Annotated in this window: 15 protein-coding genes; 10 read left to right on the top strand and 5 right to left on the bottom strand. The window is 50.0% G+C overall.

The window, feature by feature from the left end; translation table 11 throughout:
• Positions 1-64 precede the first annotated feature (64 nt).
• On the top strand, positions 65-1492 hold the full coding sequence (locus tag Pan241w_RS18425) for a phytoene desaturase family protein (protein ID WP_145218670.1): 1428 nt from the start codon (positions 65-67) through the stop codon (positions 1490-1492).
• A 38-nt stretch (positions 1493-1530) separates the two neighbouring features.
• Positions 1531-1956, top strand: a complete 426-nt coding sequence (locus Pan241w_RS18420; protein WP_145218668.1) for a 3-hydroxyacyl-ACP dehydratase FabZ family protein — start codon at positions 1531-1533, stop codon at positions 1954-1956.
• Positions 1957-1967: 11 nt separating this feature from the next.
• On the opposite strand, the gene Pan241w_RS18415 is transcribed toward Pan241w_RS18420, so the two are convergent.
• A complete protein-coding gene (locus tag Pan241w_RS18415) occupies positions 1968-3254 on the bottom strand; it encodes an outer membrane protein assembly factor BamB family protein (RefSeq protein WP_145218665.1) in 1287 nt (428 codons plus the stop codon).
• Between the two features lie 175 nt (positions 3255-3429).
• Positions 3430-3930: an FxsA family protein gene (locus Pan241w_RS18410; RefSeq protein WP_198000010.1), complete on the bottom strand. Its 501-nt coding sequence runs from the start codon at positions 3928-3930 to the stop codon at positions 3430-3432.
• 1401 nt (positions 3931-5331) lie between these two features.
• Between Pan241w_RS18410 and Pan241w_RS18405 the strand changes: the two genes are divergently transcribed.
• Positions 5332-6087 carry a hypothetical protein gene (locus Pan241w_RS18405; protein ID WP_145218661.1) on the top strand — a complete coding sequence of 252 codons (756 nt, stop codon included), beginning with the start codon at positions 5332-5334 and terminating at the stop codon, positions 6085-6087.
• Here Pan241w_RS18405 and Pan241w_RS18400 read toward each other — a convergent pair.
• Complete coding sequence (locus Pan241w_RS18400) at positions 6073-6474, bottom strand: transposase (RefSeq protein ID WP_145209663.1); 402 nt, start codon at positions 6472-6474, stop codon at positions 6073-6075. The two genes, Pan241w_RS18405 and Pan241w_RS18400, sit on opposite strands and share 15 nt — an antisense overlap.
• Positions 6471-6917 (bottom strand): transposase, encoded by a 447-nt coding sequence (locus Pan241w_RS18395; RefSeq protein WP_145209666.1) that lies wholly within the window; start codon positions 6915-6917, stop codon positions 6471-6473. The genes Pan241w_RS18400 and Pan241w_RS18395 overlap by 4 nt, the downstream gene beginning before the upstream one ends.
• 264 nt (positions 6918-7181) lie before the next feature.
• On the opposite strand from Pan241w_RS18395, the gene Pan241w_RS18390 reads away from it, so the two are divergent.
• The 3 genes from Pan241w_RS18390 (at position 7182) to Pan241w_RS18380 (ending at position 15587) form a co-directional block, all read left to right on the top strand.
• Entirely contained in the window at positions 7182-10334 is a 3153-nt protein-coding gene (locus Pan241w_RS18390) for a Calx-beta domain-containing protein (protein ID WP_198000009.1), read from the top strand.
• A 401-nt stretch (positions 10335-10735) separates the two neighbouring features.
• Positions 10736-11137: a BlaI/MecI/CopY family transcriptional regulator gene (locus Pan241w_RS18385; RefSeq protein ID WP_145218657.1), complete on the top strand. Its 402-nt coding sequence runs from the start codon at positions 10736-10738 to the stop codon at positions 11135-11137.
• Between the two features lie 10 nt (positions 11138-11147).
• Positions 11148-15587, top strand: coding sequence for a M56 family metallopeptidase (locus Pan241w_RS18380; protein WP_145218655.1), 4440 nt, complete (start codon positions 11148-11150; stop codon positions 15585-15587).
• A gap of 73 nt (positions 15588-15660) precedes the next feature.
• Here Pan241w_RS18380 and Pan241w_RS18375 read toward each other — a convergent pair whose 3' ends face one another.
• Positions 15661-16131: a DUF4184 family protein gene (locus Pan241w_RS18375; RefSeq protein ID WP_198000008.1), complete on the bottom strand. Its 471-nt coding sequence runs from the start codon at positions 16129-16131 to the stop codon at positions 15661-15663.
• A 223-nt stretch (positions 16132-16354) separates the two neighbouring features.
• Here Pan241w_RS18375 and Pan241w_RS29755 point away from each other — a divergent pair, with 223 nt between their 5' ends.
• The 4 genes from Pan241w_RS29755 (at position 16355) to Pan241w_RS18355 (ending at position 21605) form a co-directional block, all read left to right on the top strand.
• Positions 16355-18343, top strand: coding sequence for a GDSL-type esterase/lipase family protein (locus Pan241w_RS29755; protein ID WP_232107188.1), 1989 nt, complete (start codon positions 16355-16357; stop codon positions 18341-18343).
• Between the two features lie 53 nt (positions 18344-18396).
• On the top strand, positions 18397-19125 hold the full coding sequence (locus Pan241w_RS18365; RefSeq protein ID WP_145218651.1) for an NAD(P)-dependent oxidoreductase: 729 nt from the start codon (positions 18397-18399) through the stop codon (positions 19123-19125).
• A gap of 280 nt (positions 19126-19405) precedes the next feature.
• Entirely contained in the window at positions 19406-20548 is a 1143-nt protein-coding gene (locus Pan241w_RS18360) for a hypothetical protein (protein ID WP_145218649.1), read from the top strand.
• Positions 20549-20810: 262 nt separating this feature from the next.
• The gene (locus Pan241w_RS18355; RefSeq protein ID WP_145218647.1) at positions 20811-21605 is read left to right on the top strand and encodes a hypothetical protein; all 795 of its coding nucleotides are present in this window, start codon (positions 20811-20813) and stop codon (positions 21603-21605) included.
• Positions 21606-21692 lie beyond the last annotated feature (87 nt).

The following is a 21692-nucleotide window of genomic DNA, read 5'->3' as shown; positions in this document are numbered from 1 at the left end:
GGATTTGTGAATTCTCACTGTCCCTTTTTCTACTCTGCTGGACTGTATACGACGCTGAATTATCATGGCCAAAGATTTTCTGAAAGACGCAAAAGACGAATATGATGTCATTGTCATCGGCAGTGGTTTAGCCGGAATGACCTCTGCCAACATTCTGGCCCGTCAAGGATATTCCGTACTGCTCCTCGAACATCATTACCAACTCGGCGGGATGGCCACCTGGTTCAAACGCCAGAACGGTCACATCTTCGATATCTCGCTGCACGGCTTCCCCTATGGAATGCTTAAGAGCTGTCGTAAATACTGGACGCAGGAAATCGCTGATTCCATCGTTCCCCTGCGCGGCGTCCGGTTCGAAAATCCGCAGTTCTCGCTCGAAACCACATTCACTCGCGAAGACTTCACGCGGCTGTTGATCGAGAAGTTCAACATTGAACCGGAGACGGTCAAAAATTTCTTTGACACCGCCCGTAAAATGAACTTCTTCGACGATCAAGGAAAAACCACCCGCGAACTGTTCGAAGAATTCTTTCCCGGTCGCGACGATGTCGTGCGTCTGTTAATGGAACCCATTTCCTACGCCAACGGTTCGACGCTGGAAGACCCCGCGATTACCTACGGCATCGTCTTCTCTAATTTCATGCAGAAAGGCGTCTACACATTTCGTGGCGGCACCGATCGGCTGGTCAAACTCATCAAAGCCGAGTTGGAACATAACGGCGTTGATGTCCGCATTCGAACTCAAGTCGAGAAAATCGAAGTCACTCCCGATCGCCGTGTAACAGGTGTGGTCGTGAACGGCAGACGCATCGGCTGTAAAGCCATCATGTCGAATTCCAACATTAAAGGCACGATTCTGAATCTCGTCGGCGAAGAGCACTTCGATCCGGAATTCGTCGAAGAAACCAAAGCCGTACGGCTCAACAACAGCAGCACCCAGGTTTACATCGCTTTGAAGCCCGGCGACGAACTCGACTTCTGTGGCGATCTGCTGTTTCACTCCGAGCACAATGGTTTTGATATCGAAGCCATGCTCAGTAAAAATGTCAGCAGCCGTACTTTCTCGTTCTACTATCCTGAAACGCGGCCCGGCAGTAATCGTTCTCTGATCGTCTCGTCGACTAACGCCAACTTCCGCGACTGGGCCGATCTCCCTGAAGAACAGTATGAAGCCGACAAAAATCATCTGATCGAAACGACCCTCGATTGTCTGGAACAATACGTGCCTAACATTCGGGATCGTGTGGATCATCTCGAAGCTTCGACGCCGCGCACCTTCCAGCGCTACACGCAGCATCTGCAAGGTGCTTCGTTTGGTACCAAGTTTGAAGGTCTCAAAGTCAGCAAGGAACTGCCCGAGCAGATTCAGGGGTTGTATCATGCCGGTTCGGTGGGAATCATCATGTCCGGCTGGCTCGGTGCCGTCAATTACGGCGTAATTGTCAGCAATGATGTCGATAAATATCTGACTCCCGCCGCCGCCCGCATCTGATTTCCAATCTCAAACGATAAAAGAAACGGATCAACCTCGTGAATCTGGATGAGATCAAAGCTTGTATTCCGCACCGAGAACCTTTTTTGTGGCTCGATGAAATCATTGCGCTGGAAGAAAACAGCATCCATGCCCGCAAACTGGTCTCACCCGATCTGGACCTGTTTCAGGGACATTATCCCGATCATCCGGTATTACCCGGCGTGATTCTGTGTGAAGCTGCCATGCAGGCCGCCGCCGTCTTCATCGCCAAAACGGATACCCCCGATGCAGGCAAAGTTCCCGTTGCCACTCGTCTGAACAACACCAAGTTCCGTCGTATGGTGAAGCCGGGAGAAACACTCGACATTCATGTCACGCTTACCGAAAAACTGGGCGGCGCTTACTTCTTTACCGGCAAGATCACTGTTGGTAAAGAAACCGCCGTGCGACTGGAATTCGCGGTTACCGCCGCCGACGGTTAATCAGACTAAGCTTACTTCTGCTGTGACTGATCTTCGATCCGATACAGGAAATGCTCGGTTCGCAGAATGATCGATTTCCCTGCGATCGCCAGCGACGCGACGCAGCCTTCTTCCAACTTGTTAGCGGCCAGTTCCTTGTATTCTTTTCCGGGAACAAACACCCGCGTCACACCTTCGCGATCGGGGGCGTAAATCTTGCCATCAGCATAAATGGGAGAAGCGGAAAATGAGCTGCGTTCCATCCGTTCTTTCCAAATCAGCTTCCCAGTCTTTGAATCCAGACAGGAGGCGATGCCTTTATCGTCCACCAGAAACAGCAGTCCGTCGATCAGCAATTGTGATGGCTTCGAAGGAATACCCTTCTGCTCAATCCATTTCACATGTGTTTTGGTAACATCCCCTTTTCCGTCTGGTGTCACCGCATACAGGTGTGCTTTTCCAAATCCGGTGCCGACGTAGATCTTTTCTCCATCATACAAGGGGCGATTCGCGGCCGAATGTTGTGGGTAATAAAACTTCCAGTACTCATCCCCCGTCAGCGGATTATAAGAAACGGTGGCTTTTGCCGCCGGGCTGATCAACTGCACGCGTCCGTCATGTTTAATGATCCGCGGCGTTGCGAATGCTTTTTTGAAATCGCCGTTCTTGGTGCCGTAATCGATGTCACGATCTTTCTTCCAGACTTCCTTCCCCGTTTCCTTATCTAATGCGACGACGTATTGATAGTCGTAGCCATCAAACTGCAGGATCAACAGATTCTGATAAATGATGGGTGACGAACCCGCGCCCCGCCAGTGATTGCACGGATAATCGCGGCGACTCCAGAGGACTTTCCCCGTTTTCGTATCCAGACACGCGGTTCCATAAGCACCGTAATGTACATAGATCCGACCCTCTTCAATGATCGGCGTGCTGGAGGCGTGTGAGTTACTCGGATCAATATACTGTGGTTTCTCGACGTCAAAGATTTTCTTGTCGATCAGAATCTTGCCGGTGTTGAAATCCACACAGACCACACCCAGCTCTTTGCCGTCTTTCGTCGATGTGGTCACCCAGACCTGATCTTTCCAGACGACCGGTGATGACCAGGCCCGACCATGAACGGGGGTTTTCCAGACGATGTTTTCTTTTTCGCTCCACTTCACCGGAAGTCCGGTCACTTTCGAAGTCCCATCGGCGTGTGGCCCGCGGAATTGATTCCAATAGGGTTCTTCCGCTGTCGCGAAGGACGCCGTAAAGATCATCGCAGCACACAAGCAGAGCGCGGAGAACAGACTTCGGATTTTGATCGCAGCCATGACGGATTCCTGAGTTGAATAAAAACAAGCGGGAAGGCTATCGGGAATTGATCTGGCGGCACCATGCGCCGCAGAATCAGAGGGTAATAACTAAAGGAAGTTAATTAGCGACGCACGTTTTCGCCGCTATTCTGATTATAAGAGCCGTCACACCTGATGCAATTGTAAAGCCGCTTCATTCTGATTCTGAAGATTCTTTACGAACAAACTCCACATCAATAATATCCTCTTCGGGCGTGGATGTAGTCGTCTGCTGATATTCTTGATAGGTTCCCTCGCTAGTATGAAAACTGGTCCGGGATTGAAATTGCATCATCGCCCGCTGTTTCAGCCATTCTCCCACGCGGGCCTTCAGGATCTCGCGTACCACAGGAATCAGTAAGGCAAAGCCGACCATGTCGGTCATAATTCCAGGGGTAATCAGAAAGGCCCCGGCGATGAGAATCATCAAGCCGTCCAGAAGCACGCCGGTGGGAGGCTGTCCCTGCACCATATGCTGTTGAATTTTTCGCCAGGCCTGCGACCCCTGTTTCCGTGCCAGCCAGGCGCCCAGAATCCCCGTCACCACCACCAGACCAAAGGTCACAGTCGGGCTGGTCAGCGAACTGAACCAGAGCAGTAGCCACAGTTCGGCGAGCGGAATGATCGTGAATAAAAGAAACAGGCGTAACAGCACAGTCAGTCACCATCGTGAAAACAAAAAATAGAAACGCTGACTCTTATTCTATACCAAACCGACGTGGCTGAACATCCCCACTCTCGGATTCGCTGGTGACGAATTTGCCAGAATTTCACAGACTTTCTACGCGTATGTAATCGACGAAACAGGTTGATATTCGTGCTCCTTTACGGAATATTGACTGAAAAATTCGATCTGGACAGTAACACGGCGTTCACGAGAATGCGGAGATAACGTCGGGCGCGCGAGCAAAACCGGTTTATGCACTGGAAACAGGCGCCCCTGTGAATCCGCTCCCCATAAAAGTCCCTCGTTTGAGCATGATTTTTTCCACGTCTCACTCAATGGTTCCGAATCAGCACCTCGCATCACACGACATCGCAGTGCGTTTATAGGATCGTTTCTGGTGATCACAGAACATGAGAGGTCTTTCATAAGCGATTTGTAGAACAAAAAAAACAATCCCCCGTTGACACCTTCACGACACGAACGAAGATAGCGAGTATCAAAACAACACAAGTTAAAATTCAAAACATACAGACAAAACATACCTGTGATTTCCCCTTACCTTTTTCAATAGAATCCCGTAATGAATAAGCGGCACAGCGCCAGGTAATATTTACTTAAACACTTTGAGTGTGATTCCCAGGACCGCCACCGTACCCAGATCGGTATTAACCGCGGCTAAGACCGTGCGGCTGTTTTTGTTTTCGGTAACTTACCCACCGGTGTTCCCTATTAGCCGAAGGGCGTTAGCCCCGGTTTCTCTCATTTGCAAAGACGCATTCGAATTAAGAAACACTACCAGGCCGCCGTTTTCGAACGGGAAACAAAACCAGATCCTACCCGATATCTCCCCACGCACCACAGATGAAAATCAATCAGGTGAAGCCAGAGCAGGGGAGCAAAAAGGCAGGAGCCAGAAATGTAGGGGGGGGCCTGTGTGCTGCCCGGCCTTACGAGTTTCGGTCCGGGGTCACTCCTTTCGAGGGACCATTTTTCGCATTCAAGTGATGCAATACGAAGCTGATTTATTGTTACCACGAAAAGAACGAAAGTGACTGGCCATTCTTAGCAAACACCTCCTGTTGGATTTCTCCTCCCAATAATCCTGTGCCGGTTTATCTATTTTTTCTTTAATTGGTATGTTGTCGTAAGTTCAGGACTCTTCAGTATATATTGTGAAGTTTGCATTTATTACGGCGCTTTGAAATTGAATTTCGTGTCTATACAGAATACTCTCCTCTCTGCATTAGGTACATATTTACATTTAAACGAGTGGTTATAGGTTTTTTATGTATCATAAGATAATGTGTATATTATCTATTTTAATGTAACGCTTTTTAGCGAACATGCGAGAGACACCTTTCCAGTATCACATGACAAAGGAGTAAGATTGTGCTCATTACTAATTGGCTAAACACACTTGTATCGCGTATTCAACCTCGTATCTGCAGTCACTCACGTTACCGACGATCTACTACAAAACGCTGGCAGGCCGTTCAACAAAGTTCTTTTTCAACTATCGAACAACTCGAAGTTCGGCAGATGCTGACAAGTACCTTGTTCCTCGATTTTGGTGCGGGTTTTACGAGTGGGGAACTCAATACAACAGTCTATGACTATGCAACAATTGATGGAGGTGGTTATTTCGATGGCTCCTATTACCAGGGGACGGGGCCTAATTTTAATGGATTCACATATAATTCGACTACACTTGGTACCTCAGATACTTTAACACTCAAATCATTGAATTATGACTATGATGGAAACAGTGTTGTCAATTCATCAGATTTGACTGCGTTAGCCAATGCGGTTGTTCCTCTGATTGAACGCGTTCTCGAACCATTCGATATTGATGTAGAGATTGCTTCTGCAAATGACTTCGATGATGTTCGAGATTACTTAAGCGATAATGATCCCGCTACGGATGGCAAATTTGATGCTTATGTTTTTGTGACAGACCTATTAGCCCCCGCTTATGGAAGTGGAGCAAGTGGCTCGATTGGGGAAATCTTTAGTTTGTATGGAATCGCAGCGAGTAGTGACTTTAGTGTCATCTCGTCAAGTGAATACCATCAGGGTAACCAATACGATGAAGCAGCCCACGTATTTGCTGAGACAATACTAGAGGGCATCTCAAAACCTTTTTAATAGTGTAAATAAACACCCAAGAATTACAAAGCTTTCGTAGAGGTAATCGTGATATTCCCAGCGCGTGACAATGCGACGATAGTTGTGGAGCCAGGCAATACTGCGTTCCACAATCCAACGTCGTTTGAAGCGTGGAAGCTTTCGACCATCTTGCGTCGGCGGTTTGACTCTCGATTTTCGATGCGGGCAGATCAGATCGATATTCTTTTCCATCAGCCGTTTGCGCAACGAGTCCGAATCGGCGGCTTTGTCATAAACAAGTCGCTCGGGTTGTCGATTTTGCAATGTGATTTTTTCAAGCAGCGGTTCGATCAGCTTGACTTCGCTACGACGGGCCGATTCTGTGTCGATCGCCACAGGTGTCCCGTGACGATCGACAAAAATCATGACCTTTGTGCCTTTGCCACGACGAGTCGGGCCAACTCTTCTACCCCTTTTTTTGCCGAGGCAAAAGTGCCATCAGCAAAGGTTTCCGAGAAATCAATCTGGCCAGCATCATCCATTCGTTCCAAGATGATTTGCCAGGCAGATAAGAGCCGCCCTTCGATCGTCCATTGCTGGAAACGTCGATGGCACGTCGCTTTTGAGGGATACTCTCTTGGTAAATCTTTCCATCGTGCTCCTGTCACCAAAATCCAGAGAATGCCTTCCAGGCAATCTCGTGGATGGGCTTTTGGACGTCCTCCCTTTTTGGAAGGGGGAGTCCAGGGAAACAGTTTTGCGACTAAAGACCATTGTTTATCGGTCAAAACGACCGGGCGTTCCGTCCTGGACGCTGTTTTTGTGGAAACCCGTTTTCGTTTGGGCCACCAGACCAGCGTCATATACATAAGAAATTCTCCTTTCAGGAGAACACTTCATGCAAAAGACGCGCCAAACCGTTCACTTTTTTTGACGTTATGAGACAACCTCTAGGAGATATCAGTGGAACTCCAGGGACTTCTTCATTCAATACTTACCTTGCGCAACGATTAGCCTATACGGCGACACACGAAGCATTTCATACATATAGTCTTCGTCATACGACCGGACAATTAGCGTATGGAGACGTCATTCTCAGGGGCCCTGAAAACTCTGTTCGAGATGAACCATTTATGGTGACCCGCTTTGATCTGGATCGTTATGGTAATCCTTCAGTATCTGAATACAATAATTATGAATTACTCGCCAATGATTCCGATCTCGGCCTGCGTGACGACAGTAATAACGGCATACCGGATCTGGCCTACGTTACGGGAACTGGGGCTCATGATCAAATCGCGCTGACAAATACCGGTACAGATACCGTTACGGTAACGATCAAAGCTTACAGTGACGAAGCTAGAACAACGCAGATTGGTTCTACTTTTTCTTATACCATCGATCTGACCTCAGACACTGATGGAGAAATCCTGATTGATGCGGGAATCGGTGTCGATGAAATCGTAATTGATGCAACCATTGACGCCTCATTCCGAATTCGAGGTGGTGGAGGTGCTGACACGTTTCGATTATCGGGTAGTCCAGACGTTTTAACCGGTGTCTTCAGTGACTCTGGCATCTTTTCGTACGAATTTACAAACAGTGCTTCTCAGAGAACCATTGAATTTGTAGAAATAGAAAACCTTTATGACGAAACAGTACTTGCAGACAAATCTTTCGACTCAGGCACTCTCAATGATTCCTGGCTCTTAACAAATTCGGCTGTTTCCGGCAGCAGTGCCCTCCAATTTTCTCTCTACCAGACAGTTCATTTTGTGAATCCCACCGGGACGCTTGATCTCGACTTGGGTACAGGAAATGATAGTTTGGAAATTTCAGGTCTCGACGCGGGTTTTGGTGGTGCGCTAATCGTATCAGGAAATACCGGCAGTGATCAGGTGACTGTTTCGAATTCATTTTCTGCTGGAGCGATCACCTTAACAGCAGAGTTGATCGAGTTAGATGCAGTGACCATTACAACGACTTCAGACCAGACTTATAACGGTGCAGTGACACTGACCGGAAATACAACAATTAGTGCAGAAGATGTCTATTTTCAGGACTCAATTGATAGTACTAGTTCCAGTAATCTGGTCGTTTATGCAAGTGGAGGCAGTGCGACTGCAGTCAGCAGTACTGGTAGTCTTGTTAAAGATGGTACGGGAACTCTGTCAATACAAGGCTCAACCAATTTTAATTCGACGAGCTTTAATAACGGAATTTTAATTCAGGGAGATGATTATAAACGAATCATTGACGACGATGATCCTGGGTTCTCGAAAAGCGTCGGCCATTGGACCTATCTATCTCAAAATATTTATCACGGTGATGACACCTATTATCTGTCTTCCGGAACCTATAGTGGAGTGATGGCCAGCTGGTCGTTCAGCGCGCTGCCTGCAGGCACTTATCGCATCTCGGGGCAGTGGTATGCCGAGACTGACCGTGCCACAAATACCAGTGTGACAGTATCGGGAATCGTGGGCGGTGATGACACTCAGACCATCGATCAACGTTATCTGTCTGCGGATGTGACAGACGGCGGCTTCGATTGGCAGGACCTGGGTTATTACATTGTCGACGGAAGTGGCACCATCACCGTGACGATGACTAATGATATGCCCGACGGTTATGTCATTGCGGACGCCATGCGAATTGAAAGAGTGAACAGCGCCGTTTCGGTCAGCGATGTGAGTGTAGATGAAGGTGCGGGAACAGTCACAGTCACGGTGACTTCCAGCCTGCCGGCGGGGGGCGCGTTTTCCGTGGACTACGCGACAGCGAATGGAACCGCCACTGCGGGTTCGGATTATACCAGTACCAGCGGGACATTAAATTTCGCAGGAACAACGGCCGGTGAAACGCAGACCTTTACCGTGAATATCACGGATGACGGGACACAGGAATCGTTAGAGACGTTTCTGGTAAACCTGAGCAACCTGGTAGCGAGCGGCAGTGTGACGCTGTCTGATGATCAGGCGACAGTATCGATCACCGATAACGATACTCCCAGCCTCTCGGTCAGCGACATCAGTGTGAATGAAAGCGCAGGGACGGTCACAGTGACAGTGACTGCCAGCCTGGCCGCTGGGGGCGCGTATTCGATCGATTATGCGACAGCGAATGGAACCGCCACTGCCGGTTCGGATTATACCAGCACGAGCGGCACATTGAATTTCACAGGGACAACGGCCAATGAAACGCAGACCTTCACTGTGACGATCAGCGATGATTCGACCGAAGAATCGAATGAAACGTTTCTGGTGAATCTGAGTAATCTGCAGGCCAGTGGTCTGACAGTCGTCGTGGGAGATGACCAGGGCGTGGTCACGATCTTGAACGATGATTACAAACGAATCATCGATGATGGTGATACTGGGTTTACCAAAAGTGCAAGTGGCTGGACTCAGGCTACTGACAGTGCTTTCTACGGTGGTGATATCGAGTATATGAATTCTGGTTCGAATCCGGGCGTATATGCCGCTTGGGCTTTCAGCGGACTTGTTGCAGGCACGTATCGGATTTCTGGTCACTGGTATGTAGATGCTTATCGCGCGACAGACAGTACGTTTACCGTTTCTGGTGTCGTGGGAGGTCCTGATACAGTCCCACTGGATCAGACAACGGCGTTAAGTGCCGACGTAACAGATGGTGGTTTTGACTGGCAGGATCTGGGTTATTATGTGGTAGACGGGAGCGGGACCATCACGGTAACGTTGACGAATGCAGATGCTGACGGTTACGTCGAAGCCGATGCCATGCGGCTTGAATTAGTTACTCTTGCCCCCCTGGTGGCTGTAGGTGGTCAGAGTAGTTCAACTGCATTAAGCATTACGCAGGATGATCTAGACTCGGTGCGTCATGCAGCATTGAGTTATTGGGAGTCTTCTGGATTGACCGAAGCTCAAATCGACCTTCTGCAATCGGTCAATTTTGTACTTTCAGATCTGCCTGACGCCATGTTAGGAGGAGCAACTGGTGCAACAGTCATCATCGACATCAACGCCGCAGGTTATGGCTGGTTTGTTGATGAGACCCCTTTCGATAATAGTGAATTCTCACTTGATACTAATGGGAATCTGGTTGCCGGTGAAGGTAGTGCTGCATTCGGGCGGATGGATTTGTTGACCGTAGTAATGCACGAGTTAGGCCACATACTAGGTCATGATCATGAAGAAGAGAGTAGCCTGATGGATGAGGCGTTAAATAATTCCCAACGGCGTCTTCCCGAGATAGATGAGTTCTTTTCATCAGTGGTAAACGGAGAGAATCCACTACTCGATTAATAGTTTCACTTCTTGATCGGAATAGAAAGCCCTATGGAACTCTCGTTTCAGAGGGCTTTCTGTATTAACTGGTTTCTGTTTCTGACAAACCAATCGAGACATCGTCGAGATGATAAGGACACCTGAATAATCATATTGAACTTAACTTTCGTGAATTTCGTAGTAGAAAAAATAAATCAGAATCCGCTTTCCATTCCCAGAAGATGATCCGGGTCACTTTTTAGCAGAGCATGCAAGGCGGAGGCTTCTGTTGCCTACAGAATCTCATACTTTGACTGAGATGTGGTTCCGGTTTTCTGGTGATTTCCCGTTTCTGTTCAGACTGAGGTTGACGACAGGTGTCGTTTGTGTATACTGACGACACCTGTCGTTTAACTGGTTTTGTAATGTGAGGTAGTTCGATGTCAAATGTTGAAGGGAAGCTGACGCCGGCGCAATATCAGATTCTGGAAGTGATCTGGAACGGGCCGGACGCTGGTGCGACCGTCACACAAATCTGGCAGGAGATCTGCGAACAGAGCGCGGTGACGCGGACGACGGTTTTGAATCAAGTCGACCGTTTGGAGAAACGAGGCTGGTTGCAGCGAAAGAAACACGACGATGGTTTTCGTTATGTCGCGACACAGAGTCGTGAACAGGCAGCGCGCGGAATCACGAAAGAGTTTGTCGACTCTTACTTCGCTGGGTCCGCCAGCGATCTTCTGATGAGCTTACTGGGAGCTAAGAAGATCAAGCCTGCTGAGATTACACGCTTACGTGAATTGCTCAATTCGAAGTCATCAAATTCAAAGTCTAAAAAGTAGGAGTAACCGAATGTCCTTTTTCGCGTTTTCCCCCCAGGTCGGTTTGTTGACTTTGAATATCGCTCTGGCTTCGATCTCGTTAGGACTCGTCGCCGTTTTGGTGGGGCGATTATCGAGTCGCTGTGCGCTGCCCACACGGCACGGGTTGTTCTGTGTGGCGCTCGTGTTGATGCTGGTCAGTCCGCTTCTGATCTGGGGCGCCTCCCATCAAGGGCTGGGCATTGTACCGATTTTGATGGGCGCATTGGACCGTGAGGATTCTCGCGGCTTAGATGGTTCGCTGCCAGCAGATCAGGGCGATGATGCACTGACGATGCCGATTCGGACACCGAAATTACTCACGACGCCTGTAGAGGAACCAGCCGTCGTTCAAAGTAGCACAGAAGCCGAACAGAACGGGCGAAAAAATGAAATCGTCGCTGATTCAGAAGCAGGCGATCTGCCAGTCGCCGCATCACCCGGAGTGGAACCGTCGGACAAGAAACGAACGCGTACGGGAATGGTTCAAAGTATCGGTGTCATGCTGGCTTTGGTTTGGGCAGTCGTTGCGGTCTGGTTTCTGATCAAGCTTGTGCGTGGATTGTTGGTCGTTCAACGACTGCGACGCTCATTACGGCCAGCAACCGATCCACGAATCACGAATGCAATGCTGCAGGTGAACCCGGATATGGGACAGAGTAAAATGGCACCTGTGTATGAATCAGAAATTGTGCCTGCTCCGTTGACTTTAGGACTCTGGCGATCGGTGATTGTCATACCTGAAGGATTAGCCGAGTCACTCAATGAGTCAGAACTTGCCTGCGTTTTGGCTCATGAGGTGGCACACGTCACTCGTCACGATACGCTGATCGCGATTCTGCAACAGTTGGCTGGGATCGGGTTCTGGTGGAATCCGCTATTGCGCATGATCAATCGTCAGATCAGCCAGTTGCGGGAACGCATCTGCGACGATTACGTCGTTCAGCGATTAGGCGAAGGGCTGCCCCTGGCGGAAGCGATTGTCAAAGTGGCCGAATGGTCTGTCACTCGCGGCGTTCCTGTTCCATTGACGACGACCCTGCTCGACGAAGCGGGCGACATGGAACAACGTATCACGCGGCTGATGAAACCGGATCGAAGGCTTTCGGTCAAATTGAATCTCAAGTCGGCAGCGTTCATTGGACTTGTGGGCATCATGCTTGCCGCTATCCCACTGGTGCCAGCCGTTCGTGCTCAAGTCGTCTCTCCGAATACGGTCACTCCTGAAAAAGTAACTGACAAAACGGTCGCCGCCGAATCAGCGAACGAAGAGTGGCGTGTTCAGATTCGTGTGATCGATGCGGACGGGAATCCCATCCCCAACCCAGAGATTGGTGTTCAGCCAGGTGGTGAAGAGAAACGTGTCTGGCAAACGGGCGATCAGGAGGGAAAACTCACGGTGTCTTTACCGACGCGGACGCCTCGGTACTGTTATTTATTAGCGCGGGCCAGCGGTTATGCTCCCATGCGGGCGTTTTGGGGTAGGAATCAGGACTACGCTGAAGATCCTCTGCCGGCGGAATTCACTTTTCAAATGACAAAAGCGATCACAGTCGGTGGAACTGTCGTCGATGAAGACAACCAGCCGATCGCCAATGCCAGTGTTCTGTTTTCTGCCAGCAGTGAAGACACGAACCCCGTGTATCGGGCGAAAAATGGTTTCTATGAAAAGACCTATCTGACGGATCAACAAGGTCAGTGGCGCTGTGACCTGGCACCAGCAACAATCAGTGATGCTTCAATGAAAGTGTCTCATCCTGATTACGTCAGCCCTGCTAATAGTTATGATCAAACGAAGCAAATTCCCGAGTTACGACAATTGAAGCATTCCTGGACTCTGAAGAAAGGGTTCGAGATCACAGGACGCGTGGTCGATACAGAGGGGACTCCTGTTCAAGGAGCAGTACTGGCATTGGGCGAATTGAATCTCTCTTCACGAAAAGGGCCCATTGCGCGGACGGATGCAGAGGGCATGTATCGTTTTGAAAAAGTTTCGCCACTATTCGAGCTTCGTAATAATAGCGATCGGATTCGGTTTACGATCACGATTATGAAACACGGCTTTATGCCGGTGTTCGAGTCGGTTCCCGGTTTTGGCGGACGTCCGCTTAATGATTCCACAGAACAGAAACGGATTGTGAACTTTACCCTCAAGCCAGGGGTGAAGTTAAAGCTGCATGTGGTCGATTCCCAGGATCAACCGATCGAGGGAGCATGGGTGATGCTGAAAAGCTGGCACGCTACCACAGCGATCAGTGTGCTCCAGGAGTACGCGATTCCGACTGAAACGGATGCGCAAGGGAACTGGCAATGGGAGAATGCACCACCGGGTGAGCCGATCTACTATGATATTGTAAAACCTGGTTTCGCCGACATCCGTGATCTCAAAATAACGGTAGAAGGGACTGAAACGGAGAAAACGATCACCCTGAAACAACCACAGTTGATTACAGGTAAAGTGTTTGATGCGAAGACCAGACAACCCATCGAGAAATTTATTGTAGAACGTGCGTTTGAAAATGTGGGCGTGCTCCCTGGCCATTTATCTTGGGCCAATGATCCGACCAGAGGCAAGAACGGAACATACAAAAAACGCGTGACCATGCCTCCCCATAACGGTAGTTACACTTATCGTGCTCGCGCTGAAGGCTATGAGACGGCGGTCAGCAAATCAACGCCGTTCAAGGAAGGCGAAACGGTGGTGAACTTTGAGCTGCAACCCAAGCCCAAAGCAAAACAGCCGGTTCCGGTCAAATCGACTGCCGTGCCAGACGCGAAAGAGATACTTGAGCAGTCGAATCGTAAAATGGAAAAAGCAAAATCAGCGGTTAAGATACCACAAAAAAATACGATTGCTGGGCGGATTGTGGATCAGAATCAACTGGGAATCGGCGGTGCCGAGGTGATTCTGATAGCTTACTCAGACATCAACAACATGCAAGAGCTCCGAGGCCGTGTCATCGCGTCAGCGATTGCCGATTCGGAGGGGTATTATGAGATCAAATTGCCCGCTGAGGGAGGGGAGACACGCAATTTTGGTGCTGTCTGGGCGAAGGCCAAAGGGTACGTGGCAGCGCGAAGCAACTGGTCAACTGTGATTGCTGCTTTGCGCAGAAGAAAACAATCGACGTTGTCTTTGGCTGCGACGACAGGCACCTGGGTTGATGTGAAGGACTCCGCAGGCGCACCAGTTTCAGGCGTACGTGTGATTCCTCGTAATATTGGGGTTCCGCGAGGAATTGGGTATCCGATGCCGAAAAAATGGGAAGATCAGTCGACGGGAGTCACGGGAGCAGACGGCAGGGCTCATTTGCCACATGTTGCTCCCCAGGCGATCAAGGGGATGGTATTGATTCCGCCCGGTAACACAGGCAGTATGCATTATAACCAGAATTTCTTTTTGAATGTGCGCCCCACGGAAACGGCGCCGCACTTCACGCTGCAACTTCCAGAAATGGGATCGGTGAAAGGGCAGTTGGTGGTTGCCGAAGGATCTACGTTACCGAAGAATTTACAGTTCTCGTTACAATCTGTGACGCGAAGACCAATCGGATTTAAAAATATTGTCAATGTACCCATCGGCGCGGACGGAACATTCTCGGTTGCGAAATTGGCAGTCGGTTCGATTTTTGTTCCGGCGTTTTTGCCTGAGAACCAACGTCTGCGGGCCGATGTGCCTGCCAGGATCGATGTAAAAGCAAATCAGGAAACGCAACTCAAAATCCGAGTCGATCCCGGTGTCAAAGTGTATGGACGAATTCAAAAGTCAGATACTAAGGAGAAAGTAAAAAACTACGAGATGAAGTTGATCTATGGACAGACGGTGAGTAACCGGGCCGGGAATTTTGAGTGGTTAAATTTTGATCTGGTGACCGACTCTGAGGGACGGTTCGAATGCTATGTTCCACCGGGGCCCATCAATCTGCGAATCTCTCGGTATGCGGATGGATACACGGCTGTGAACTCCTGGCTGCCCCGAAAGCAGCGTGGAGTTTTAGGCAGGAGATATGACATCCCGGATCAAGAGTCTTTCGATTTAGGCACAATCGATCTCGTGAAAAATATTCCCATCACTGGTCAGGTGGTCGACCTCAAAAATCAATCACTGATCGGTTGGAGTGTCTACGGCTTTCCAAAGATTCCGGGCTTTACGCAGTCGGAAACGATGAATTCGATGGCAGGAGTCCGTACCGATAAAAAGGGGACGTTCAAAGGCAGTTATCCCGAGACTTACCCGCCTGCCTACTGGAAAGTCTCGCATCGGGTCTGGAAAACGAAATATCGATTCCAGGATCTGCGATACGTGGCCAAAGTCATTTCTCACAAGCCGTTCATTCTGCAAGTGGATACTTCAAAAGAATGGCAATATGGAGAACCGATTCCATATGATCCCACGCCGCTTTCGGCCAGTATTTCCTCATCGGGAGAGTGAGAATCCTACTGGGAAACGCACGAAAGTTCAAAAGTCAATAAACATCATCCAAGTTGCCTGTTAGAGACTTGGATTACGGTTCTCGGAGCAGCAGCCAGAAGATCAGGCCGAAGAAGCCAATCGCAGCCAGAGTGATGTGCAGAGCGGGCACGCTGATGATTCCCGCGAGGACATTTCCCTCAGCCAGCGGCCAGAACGGCTGCATCTCTGCGTGCATCAAACTGTCAAGCAGAATGTGCGATGCGCCACCAATCACGCCGGCTAAGATTGATTGCCGGAGCATCTGACGTCGTGGTGTCTGCGCTAAGCGTTTTTCCCAGCGTGAATCGGCGGGTAACAGGCGACGAAGAACCTGAATGACGCCGAACATCAACAGCCCCGCCACCATCCCCGCAGCGAGTCCCCCTGCATACGTATGCAGGTAACGGTGAAGCGGCGGTTCATTTCTGCTGAGATAGTACAGCACTTCCAGGTCAATCAGTACATTGGCAGCCACGTACGAAGTGAACCAGAAAGATCGTGAGCCGAAGGCTTTCGCAAACAACCCGGGACAGAAATGAAATGGCGGAAGTGGAATGAGGTGTCCTCCCTGACTGGTTTCAACAAACCGTTCCCTTATTCAGCAGACAAACGCGGAGAAAGCAGTTACAATAAATGATCTTGTATTCTAACTCTGATCACTTTCAATGATAGCGCAAACGGAGATTCTTGTGAACAGGCAACTTTCTATCAGTCAATGGCAGCTTATTCGGTTCAGGACTGACGTCGTGCAAACTGTGTTACTTCTGATTTGCAGCTTGAGTACCGGTTTCATCTGGTTCTCAGAAACAGTATCGGCGGCTGAACCCACTGAGTGGAAGTATGCACCAGAACTGCTCAGACCATTCTGGCAGGGAGAGACTATTGAAGGAGAGTCGGTGCTGTTTATTCGAGATCCAGAGACCGGAATTGCGAAAGCATCGGTCCTGATTCCGATCGAGAAAGTACTCAGCGTTCGAAACTCCGCGGGTAACATCACTTACGAAGAGGGCCGGGACTACCTCTGGAAACCGGGAACCCGTGAGATAACGCTTCCCAAAGATTCGCGAATCGTTTCGAAGACATCTGCAGATCTGCGTCGTCCTGATAATTCACAACGGCACAAACTGACGCACCGTGATGGTAACGGTGAAATTTTCTTTGGTGGTCAGCTGGAATATCACAATATGCAGACCTGCATTACCTACCAACACAAACCGGTCGACTGGAAAGAAATTGTGCCGGTCTTTGATGAGAAAGCCCTGCCGCGCACGGTTCAAAAACTGCGCAAACACGATACCGTTTCGATCGTGCTGCTGGGCGACAGTATTTCCACCGGCTGTAATGCTTCAGGCTGGGCCGGTGGAGCACCGTTTCAACCCGCATTTTCCGATTTGTTAAAAGAACATCTGCAGAACCACTATCAGAACAGAGTTGAAATGGCAAACCCTTCCGTCGGCGGCAAAGATACACGCTGGGCGCTGACGCAAGTCGACAAAGTCGTGGAGTCCAAGCCCGATCTGGTGATCATCGCGTTTGGCATGAACGATTCCGCAGGCCGCTCTGTAAAAGAATATCAGGCCAATACGAATGCCCTGATGGAACAGATTCGCAAAAAACGGCCTCAGACCGAATTCATTCTTTTAGCGCCCATGCTCGGTAACAAAGACTGGATCCGCCTCAAACACGAGCTGTTTCCTCAATACCGCGATGCACTGGCGGAACTTTGTCGGCCGGGAGTCGCGTTGGCAGACATGACTTCCATCTGGACCGAGTTTCTCAAACAGAAACAAGACTGGGATCTGACCGGTAACGGCGTCAACCATCCGAACGATTTCGGGCATCGCGTTTACGCACAGGTGTTGTCGACGCTGCTCGTACCGCCGCAGAAGAAATCAGACACTGGTAATCAGACGAGCCTGCCGCCGAAAGTGGTCTCACTCTGGAACGGTAAAGCGCCGACGGGCGACGATCAGTTCGAGAAAGCAGACGTGAAAATCACCGTGCATGAAGCAATCAAAGGCAACGGTGCCGCGATCGTCATCTGCCCGGGCGGCGGCTACCGGGGACTGGTGACCGGCGGAGAAGGGCACCGCATTGCCCAATGGCTGAATCAACACGGCATTGCCGGGGTCGTATTGGAGTATCGGATGCCAGACGGACGTTCGTTTGTGCCGCTGATGGACGCGCAACAGGCCATTCGGACTGTCCGCGCAAATGCGAAGCAGTGGAACATTGATCCTCATAAAGTCGGCATCATGGGTTTCTCTGCAGGGGGGCATCTGGCATCAACGGCGGCAACACATTTTGACGCCGGCGATCCCCAATCAGACGATCCCGTCCGACGCCAGAGCAGTCGTCCCGACTTTGCAATCCTGGTTTACCCCGTGGTCACGATGGGAAATACAACGCACGGCGGTTCGAAAAAGAATCTGCTGGGGGCAGAACCCTCGCCGGAACTGATCGAACTCTTCTCCAACGAAAAACAGATCACCTCCGAGACGCCGCCCATTTTTCTGGCACACGCCATTGATGATAAGCCTGTACCTGTGGAAAACAGTCGCGCTCTCTATCAAGCGCTGCAGGCGAAACAGATTCCCTCAAAACTTCTAGAACTCCCTTCCGGAGGACACGGCTTAAATGGCTACAAAGGCCCGATGTGGGATGCCTGGCAGAAGCAGTCGATGGAGTGGCTGGCGAAACTGAAATTCATTCCGGAACAGGATATCAACGACTGATCCAGCTGCGCTGAAGAAGTGAGTGCAATCGAATTCGCTTAGAAAGAAACAGCATGACGACCCTTGTCGTGGGCGCCAGCGGTGCAACCGGACGGCTGCTTGTAGAACAATTATTACAGCGTGGCGAGCAGGTCAAAGCCATTGTCCGCACGCCTGGTACGTTTAATGAGTTCATCACGAACAACGAAGACTTTTCCGAAATCCAGGCCAGTGTGCATGATCTGACTCACAAAGAAATGCAGCAGTATATCACCGGCTGTGATGCGGTCGCTTCCTGTTTAGGACACCAGATGTCCTTTCGGGGTGTGTTTGGAAAGCCGCGCCTGCTGGTGACCGATACCGTGCGTCGTCTGTGTGCAGCAATTCAAGCCACGCATTCAGAGAAACCCGTCAAGTTCGTGCTCATGAATACCGCGGGGAACAGCAACCGCGATCTGGACGAGCCGATTTCGTTTGCACAGAAGTGTGTCATCGGATTACTACGACTGCTCGTGCCACCGCTTTCTGATAATGAGAAGGCCGCCGACTATTTACGTACTCAAATCGGCCAGAACAATCAGACAATGGAGTGGACCGCCGTACGACCGGATTCGTTACAGAACGAGAGTGAAGTGACCGAATACACGTTGCATCCCTCTCCAACAAGAAGCGCCATTTTCAACGCAGGCCAGACCAGTCGCATCAACGTCGCCCACTTCATGGCGGAACTGGTGACGAATGGAGAACTCTGGAACCAGTGGAAAGGGCAAATGCCTGTGATTTACAATAACAAGGAAGAATGAAAAACCATTTGGCAAAAGCGCTGTTCCACTTAGTTTATTAGGATAGTGGGTGGCACTTTTGGCTTGCCAACTGTGATTGAGAAAACGCCTTGCCATTAAGTGAATTCACCTGTTTTCTATTTTTACTACCACGAAATTCACGAAAGACACGAAAAAATCCCTGTTCGTGGTGTTATCATGAAGGTAGCATCAATGGAACCGACCATGAGGGAGTCGTGCTGCGCTTTCTTAAAATACACAATTTGTCTGCCATGTGCCCCTACAGAACTGGAGGGTGAAGATGCTGATCCAGAAATTGAAGATGATTCGACTCACAACTTCGATTTGTGTTGTCTCAATCCCGCTGGTAGTTGTGTTCATGCTGCTCTCAGCGCGAGGTGAACCTCAAAAAACAGTGCTGAGTGAAGAACTGCAGGATCTGATCCGGGAAATTGAGCAAAACGAAGCACTCTATAACACTCTCAAGCTCAATCTGACGACCAGCAACAGTGAGGAAGGGATTCTGTTCCACAAAGACGAGCCCGAGCCGAAACCCGTTCAAAGTGAGTCGGAGATTTCACTCGTCGCTCAGGGTTTGAAATTCCGACAGGAAATTCAGTCGAAAGGACGTTTTATTGTGCTGGTGTCTGGTTTCGGCTCGGGAGAAGCGAGGCGGAATATTGGCAATGCCAATTATACGGAGGTGGGAACAAAAGAGTTTATTTTTGTTTTTGATGGAACGACCAGTCGTCATTTTGGGGCGGGAGATGTCGTCGCTGAAAGGCAGGGTAACCAGCCACAGAAGTCAAGCATCGGCGGGATTTCGAACGCTCCATTGCGTCTTCCGAATTTTGCCCGTCCGCACATGTTTGTGCTTCGCTACGGAGGGGCGCATGTCCCGCTCTCGACTTATCTCAAAGGCATCAAGGCGATCGGCGAGTTTCGGGGGGCACCGCTACCCAATCTGCGTGAAGGCGCGGTATTGAAAGCACAGATTCTGGGCACGGAAGAGTGCCAGGGACTCAAGTGCACAAAGCTGATGATTGAGATCGTCAATCCCGGTGGAACTCCCCGAAGTCGCAGGGAACTCTGGTTGGCCCATGATCGAAACCTGATTCCAGTAAAGGATTTGTTCTATATCTACAGTTACTCGAAAGAGATCCCCGTCGCGGAGGCGATTATCGATGAATGGCAGGAAGTACGTCCCGGCGTCTGGTTTCCGCTCCAGGCTCACTCGAACAGGTTTAACTCATTCTTAGCCAAACACGAAGGCCGACAGAAACGGACACAGCACGTCAAATACGACTTCCACAGTATTCAACTCGACCCCAAAATTCCCCCGAATGAATTTTCCTCTCTGAAGTTCCCGCCGGGTACCAAAGTGAAGATTCGGGAAGACGGAAAGATCATCAAAACTATCGATGCAGAGGCGAACGAGTTATAATTGAGCGCTTGCCCATTGTTTCAACAGAGACTTGGTAGTGTTTATTTAATAGATCTGAGCCTGATTTTGAGGTCTACAGCGTTAACGATGTAAGAATTTACCGTGGCTGATGGTGTGCTGTTGCCCCTGTTTACTGGACTAAGACCGCAGAAAAGGCCCATTAGCCGCAGGGCGTTAGCCCCGGTTGTGTGTCATTGGTAAAGACCGTTCGAATTAAGAAACGCTACCTTGGCTCATTGATCTCGTTTCAGGTTATGCCAGCATGATTTACTTAAGCCTCATCATTGTCTTGATTCTTGTCGTAGCCGTGGTTCTCAGGTTGAATCGTCACGGCCTGTTGCCCCATGCGACCAACGACATCCTCGCACCCCAACCACTTGAGACACTCTTCGAAAAAATCGATACCACACCCGATTCCCCGATTGGCTTTGGTTATAAGATGTCCTGGCTGGCCATCAAATCCACCAATGCAAATGCAGTCCTGGAAGCGATCGACATCGAGAATCTCCAGCCTGCCAACTGGGAGACAGGGAACGTTGCAGCCTACCACGGCCACGCCTTCGTGTCGCCTCCCGTCAATGGCTGGGTGCTTGTCGCGTCGAATCACCTGCCAGGACTTGGCAGCGAGACTGAACCGGATCACCTGACGCAGCTGCTGTCCAGTCTTTCCCTCAAGTTCGGCGAGGTGCAGTATTTCAGCACGCACCGTGTCGTGGGGTATCACGCCTGGGGACGGTTTGCTAACGGAACTGAAACCCGCGCATTCGCGTATCTTGGCGAACGGGGTGAGATCCTGGCGGACCGGGGAGAATCGGACAGTGAAGCCGAACTGGGATACAAATACTTCGATCCCGACTCACCCGACGCCGATTCCGATTCGTATTGGGAACGAGAGGATTTATGTTACCCCGATGAAGAACACGTGATGGAAGTCGCCGGTCAGTGGAGCGTCAATCCCACGACCCTTGAAGATTTAGATCTCCCCCCCAGTGTGGGCTGGATCGGGAATCTGGTTGATAAGTCTGACGAAATGACATCACTCAAGACAGTCAGTTAACTCGTGAGTGATTCGTTTTATCTCGTGGAGATTCAAAAGAGCTGATTTTTTTCTAAGTGAATCTGACAAAGAATCTACTTCCCCGGT

The sequence above is a fragment of the Gimesia alba genome, from assembly GCF_007744675.1.
Lineage (GTDB): Bacteria > Planctomycetota > Planctomycetia > Planctomycetales > Planctomycetaceae > Gimesia > Gimesia alba.
This window is presented reverse-complemented; position numbering and strand designations above follow the sequence as displayed.

What these genes read in the sequence shown, in the direction of transcription:
- Pan241w_RS18425 (WP_145218670.1), top strand. Translation starts at nt 65, where the DNA reads ATGGCCAAAGATTTTCTGAAAGACGCAAAAGACGAATATGATGTCATT.
- Pan241w_RS18415 (WP_145218665.1), bottom strand. Translation starts at nt 3,254, where the DNA reads ATGGCTGCGATCAAAATCCGAAGTCTGTTCTCCGCGCTCTGCTTGTGT.
- Pan241w_RS18400 (WP_145209663.1), bottom strand. Translation starts at nt 6,474, where the DNA reads ATGATTTTTGTCGATCGTCACGGGACACCTGTGGCGATCGACACAGAA.
- Pan241w_RS18395 (WP_145209666.1), bottom strand. Translation starts at nt 6,917, where the DNA reads ATGTATATGACGCTGGTCTGGTGGCCCAAACGAAAACGGGTTTCCACA.
- Pan241w_RS18390 (WP_198000009.1), top strand. Translation starts at nt 7,182, where the DNA reads ATGGTGACCCGCTTTGATCTGGATCGTTATGGTAATCCTTCAGTATCT.
- Pan241w_RS18385 (WP_145218657.1), top strand. Translation starts at nt 10,736, where the DNA reads ATGTCAAATGTTGAAGGGAAGCTGACGCCGGCGCAATATCAGATTCTG.
- Pan241w_RS18380 (WP_145218655.1), top strand. Translation starts at nt 11,148, where the DNA reads ATGTCCTTTTTCGCGTTTTCCCCCCAGGTCGGTTTGTTGACTTTGAAT.
- Pan241w_RS18365 (WP_145218651.1), top strand. Translation starts at nt 18,397, where the DNA reads ATGACGACCCTTGTCGTGGGCGCCAGCGGTGCAACCGGACGGCTGCTT.
- Pan241w_RS18360 (WP_145218649.1), top strand. Translation starts at nt 19,406, where the DNA reads ATGCTGATCCAGAAATTGAAGATGATTCGACTCACAACTTCGATTTGT.
- Pan241w_RS18355 (WP_145218647.1), top strand. Translation starts at nt 20,811, where the DNA reads ATGATTTACTTAAGCCTCATCATTGTCTTGATTCTTGTCGTAGCCGTG.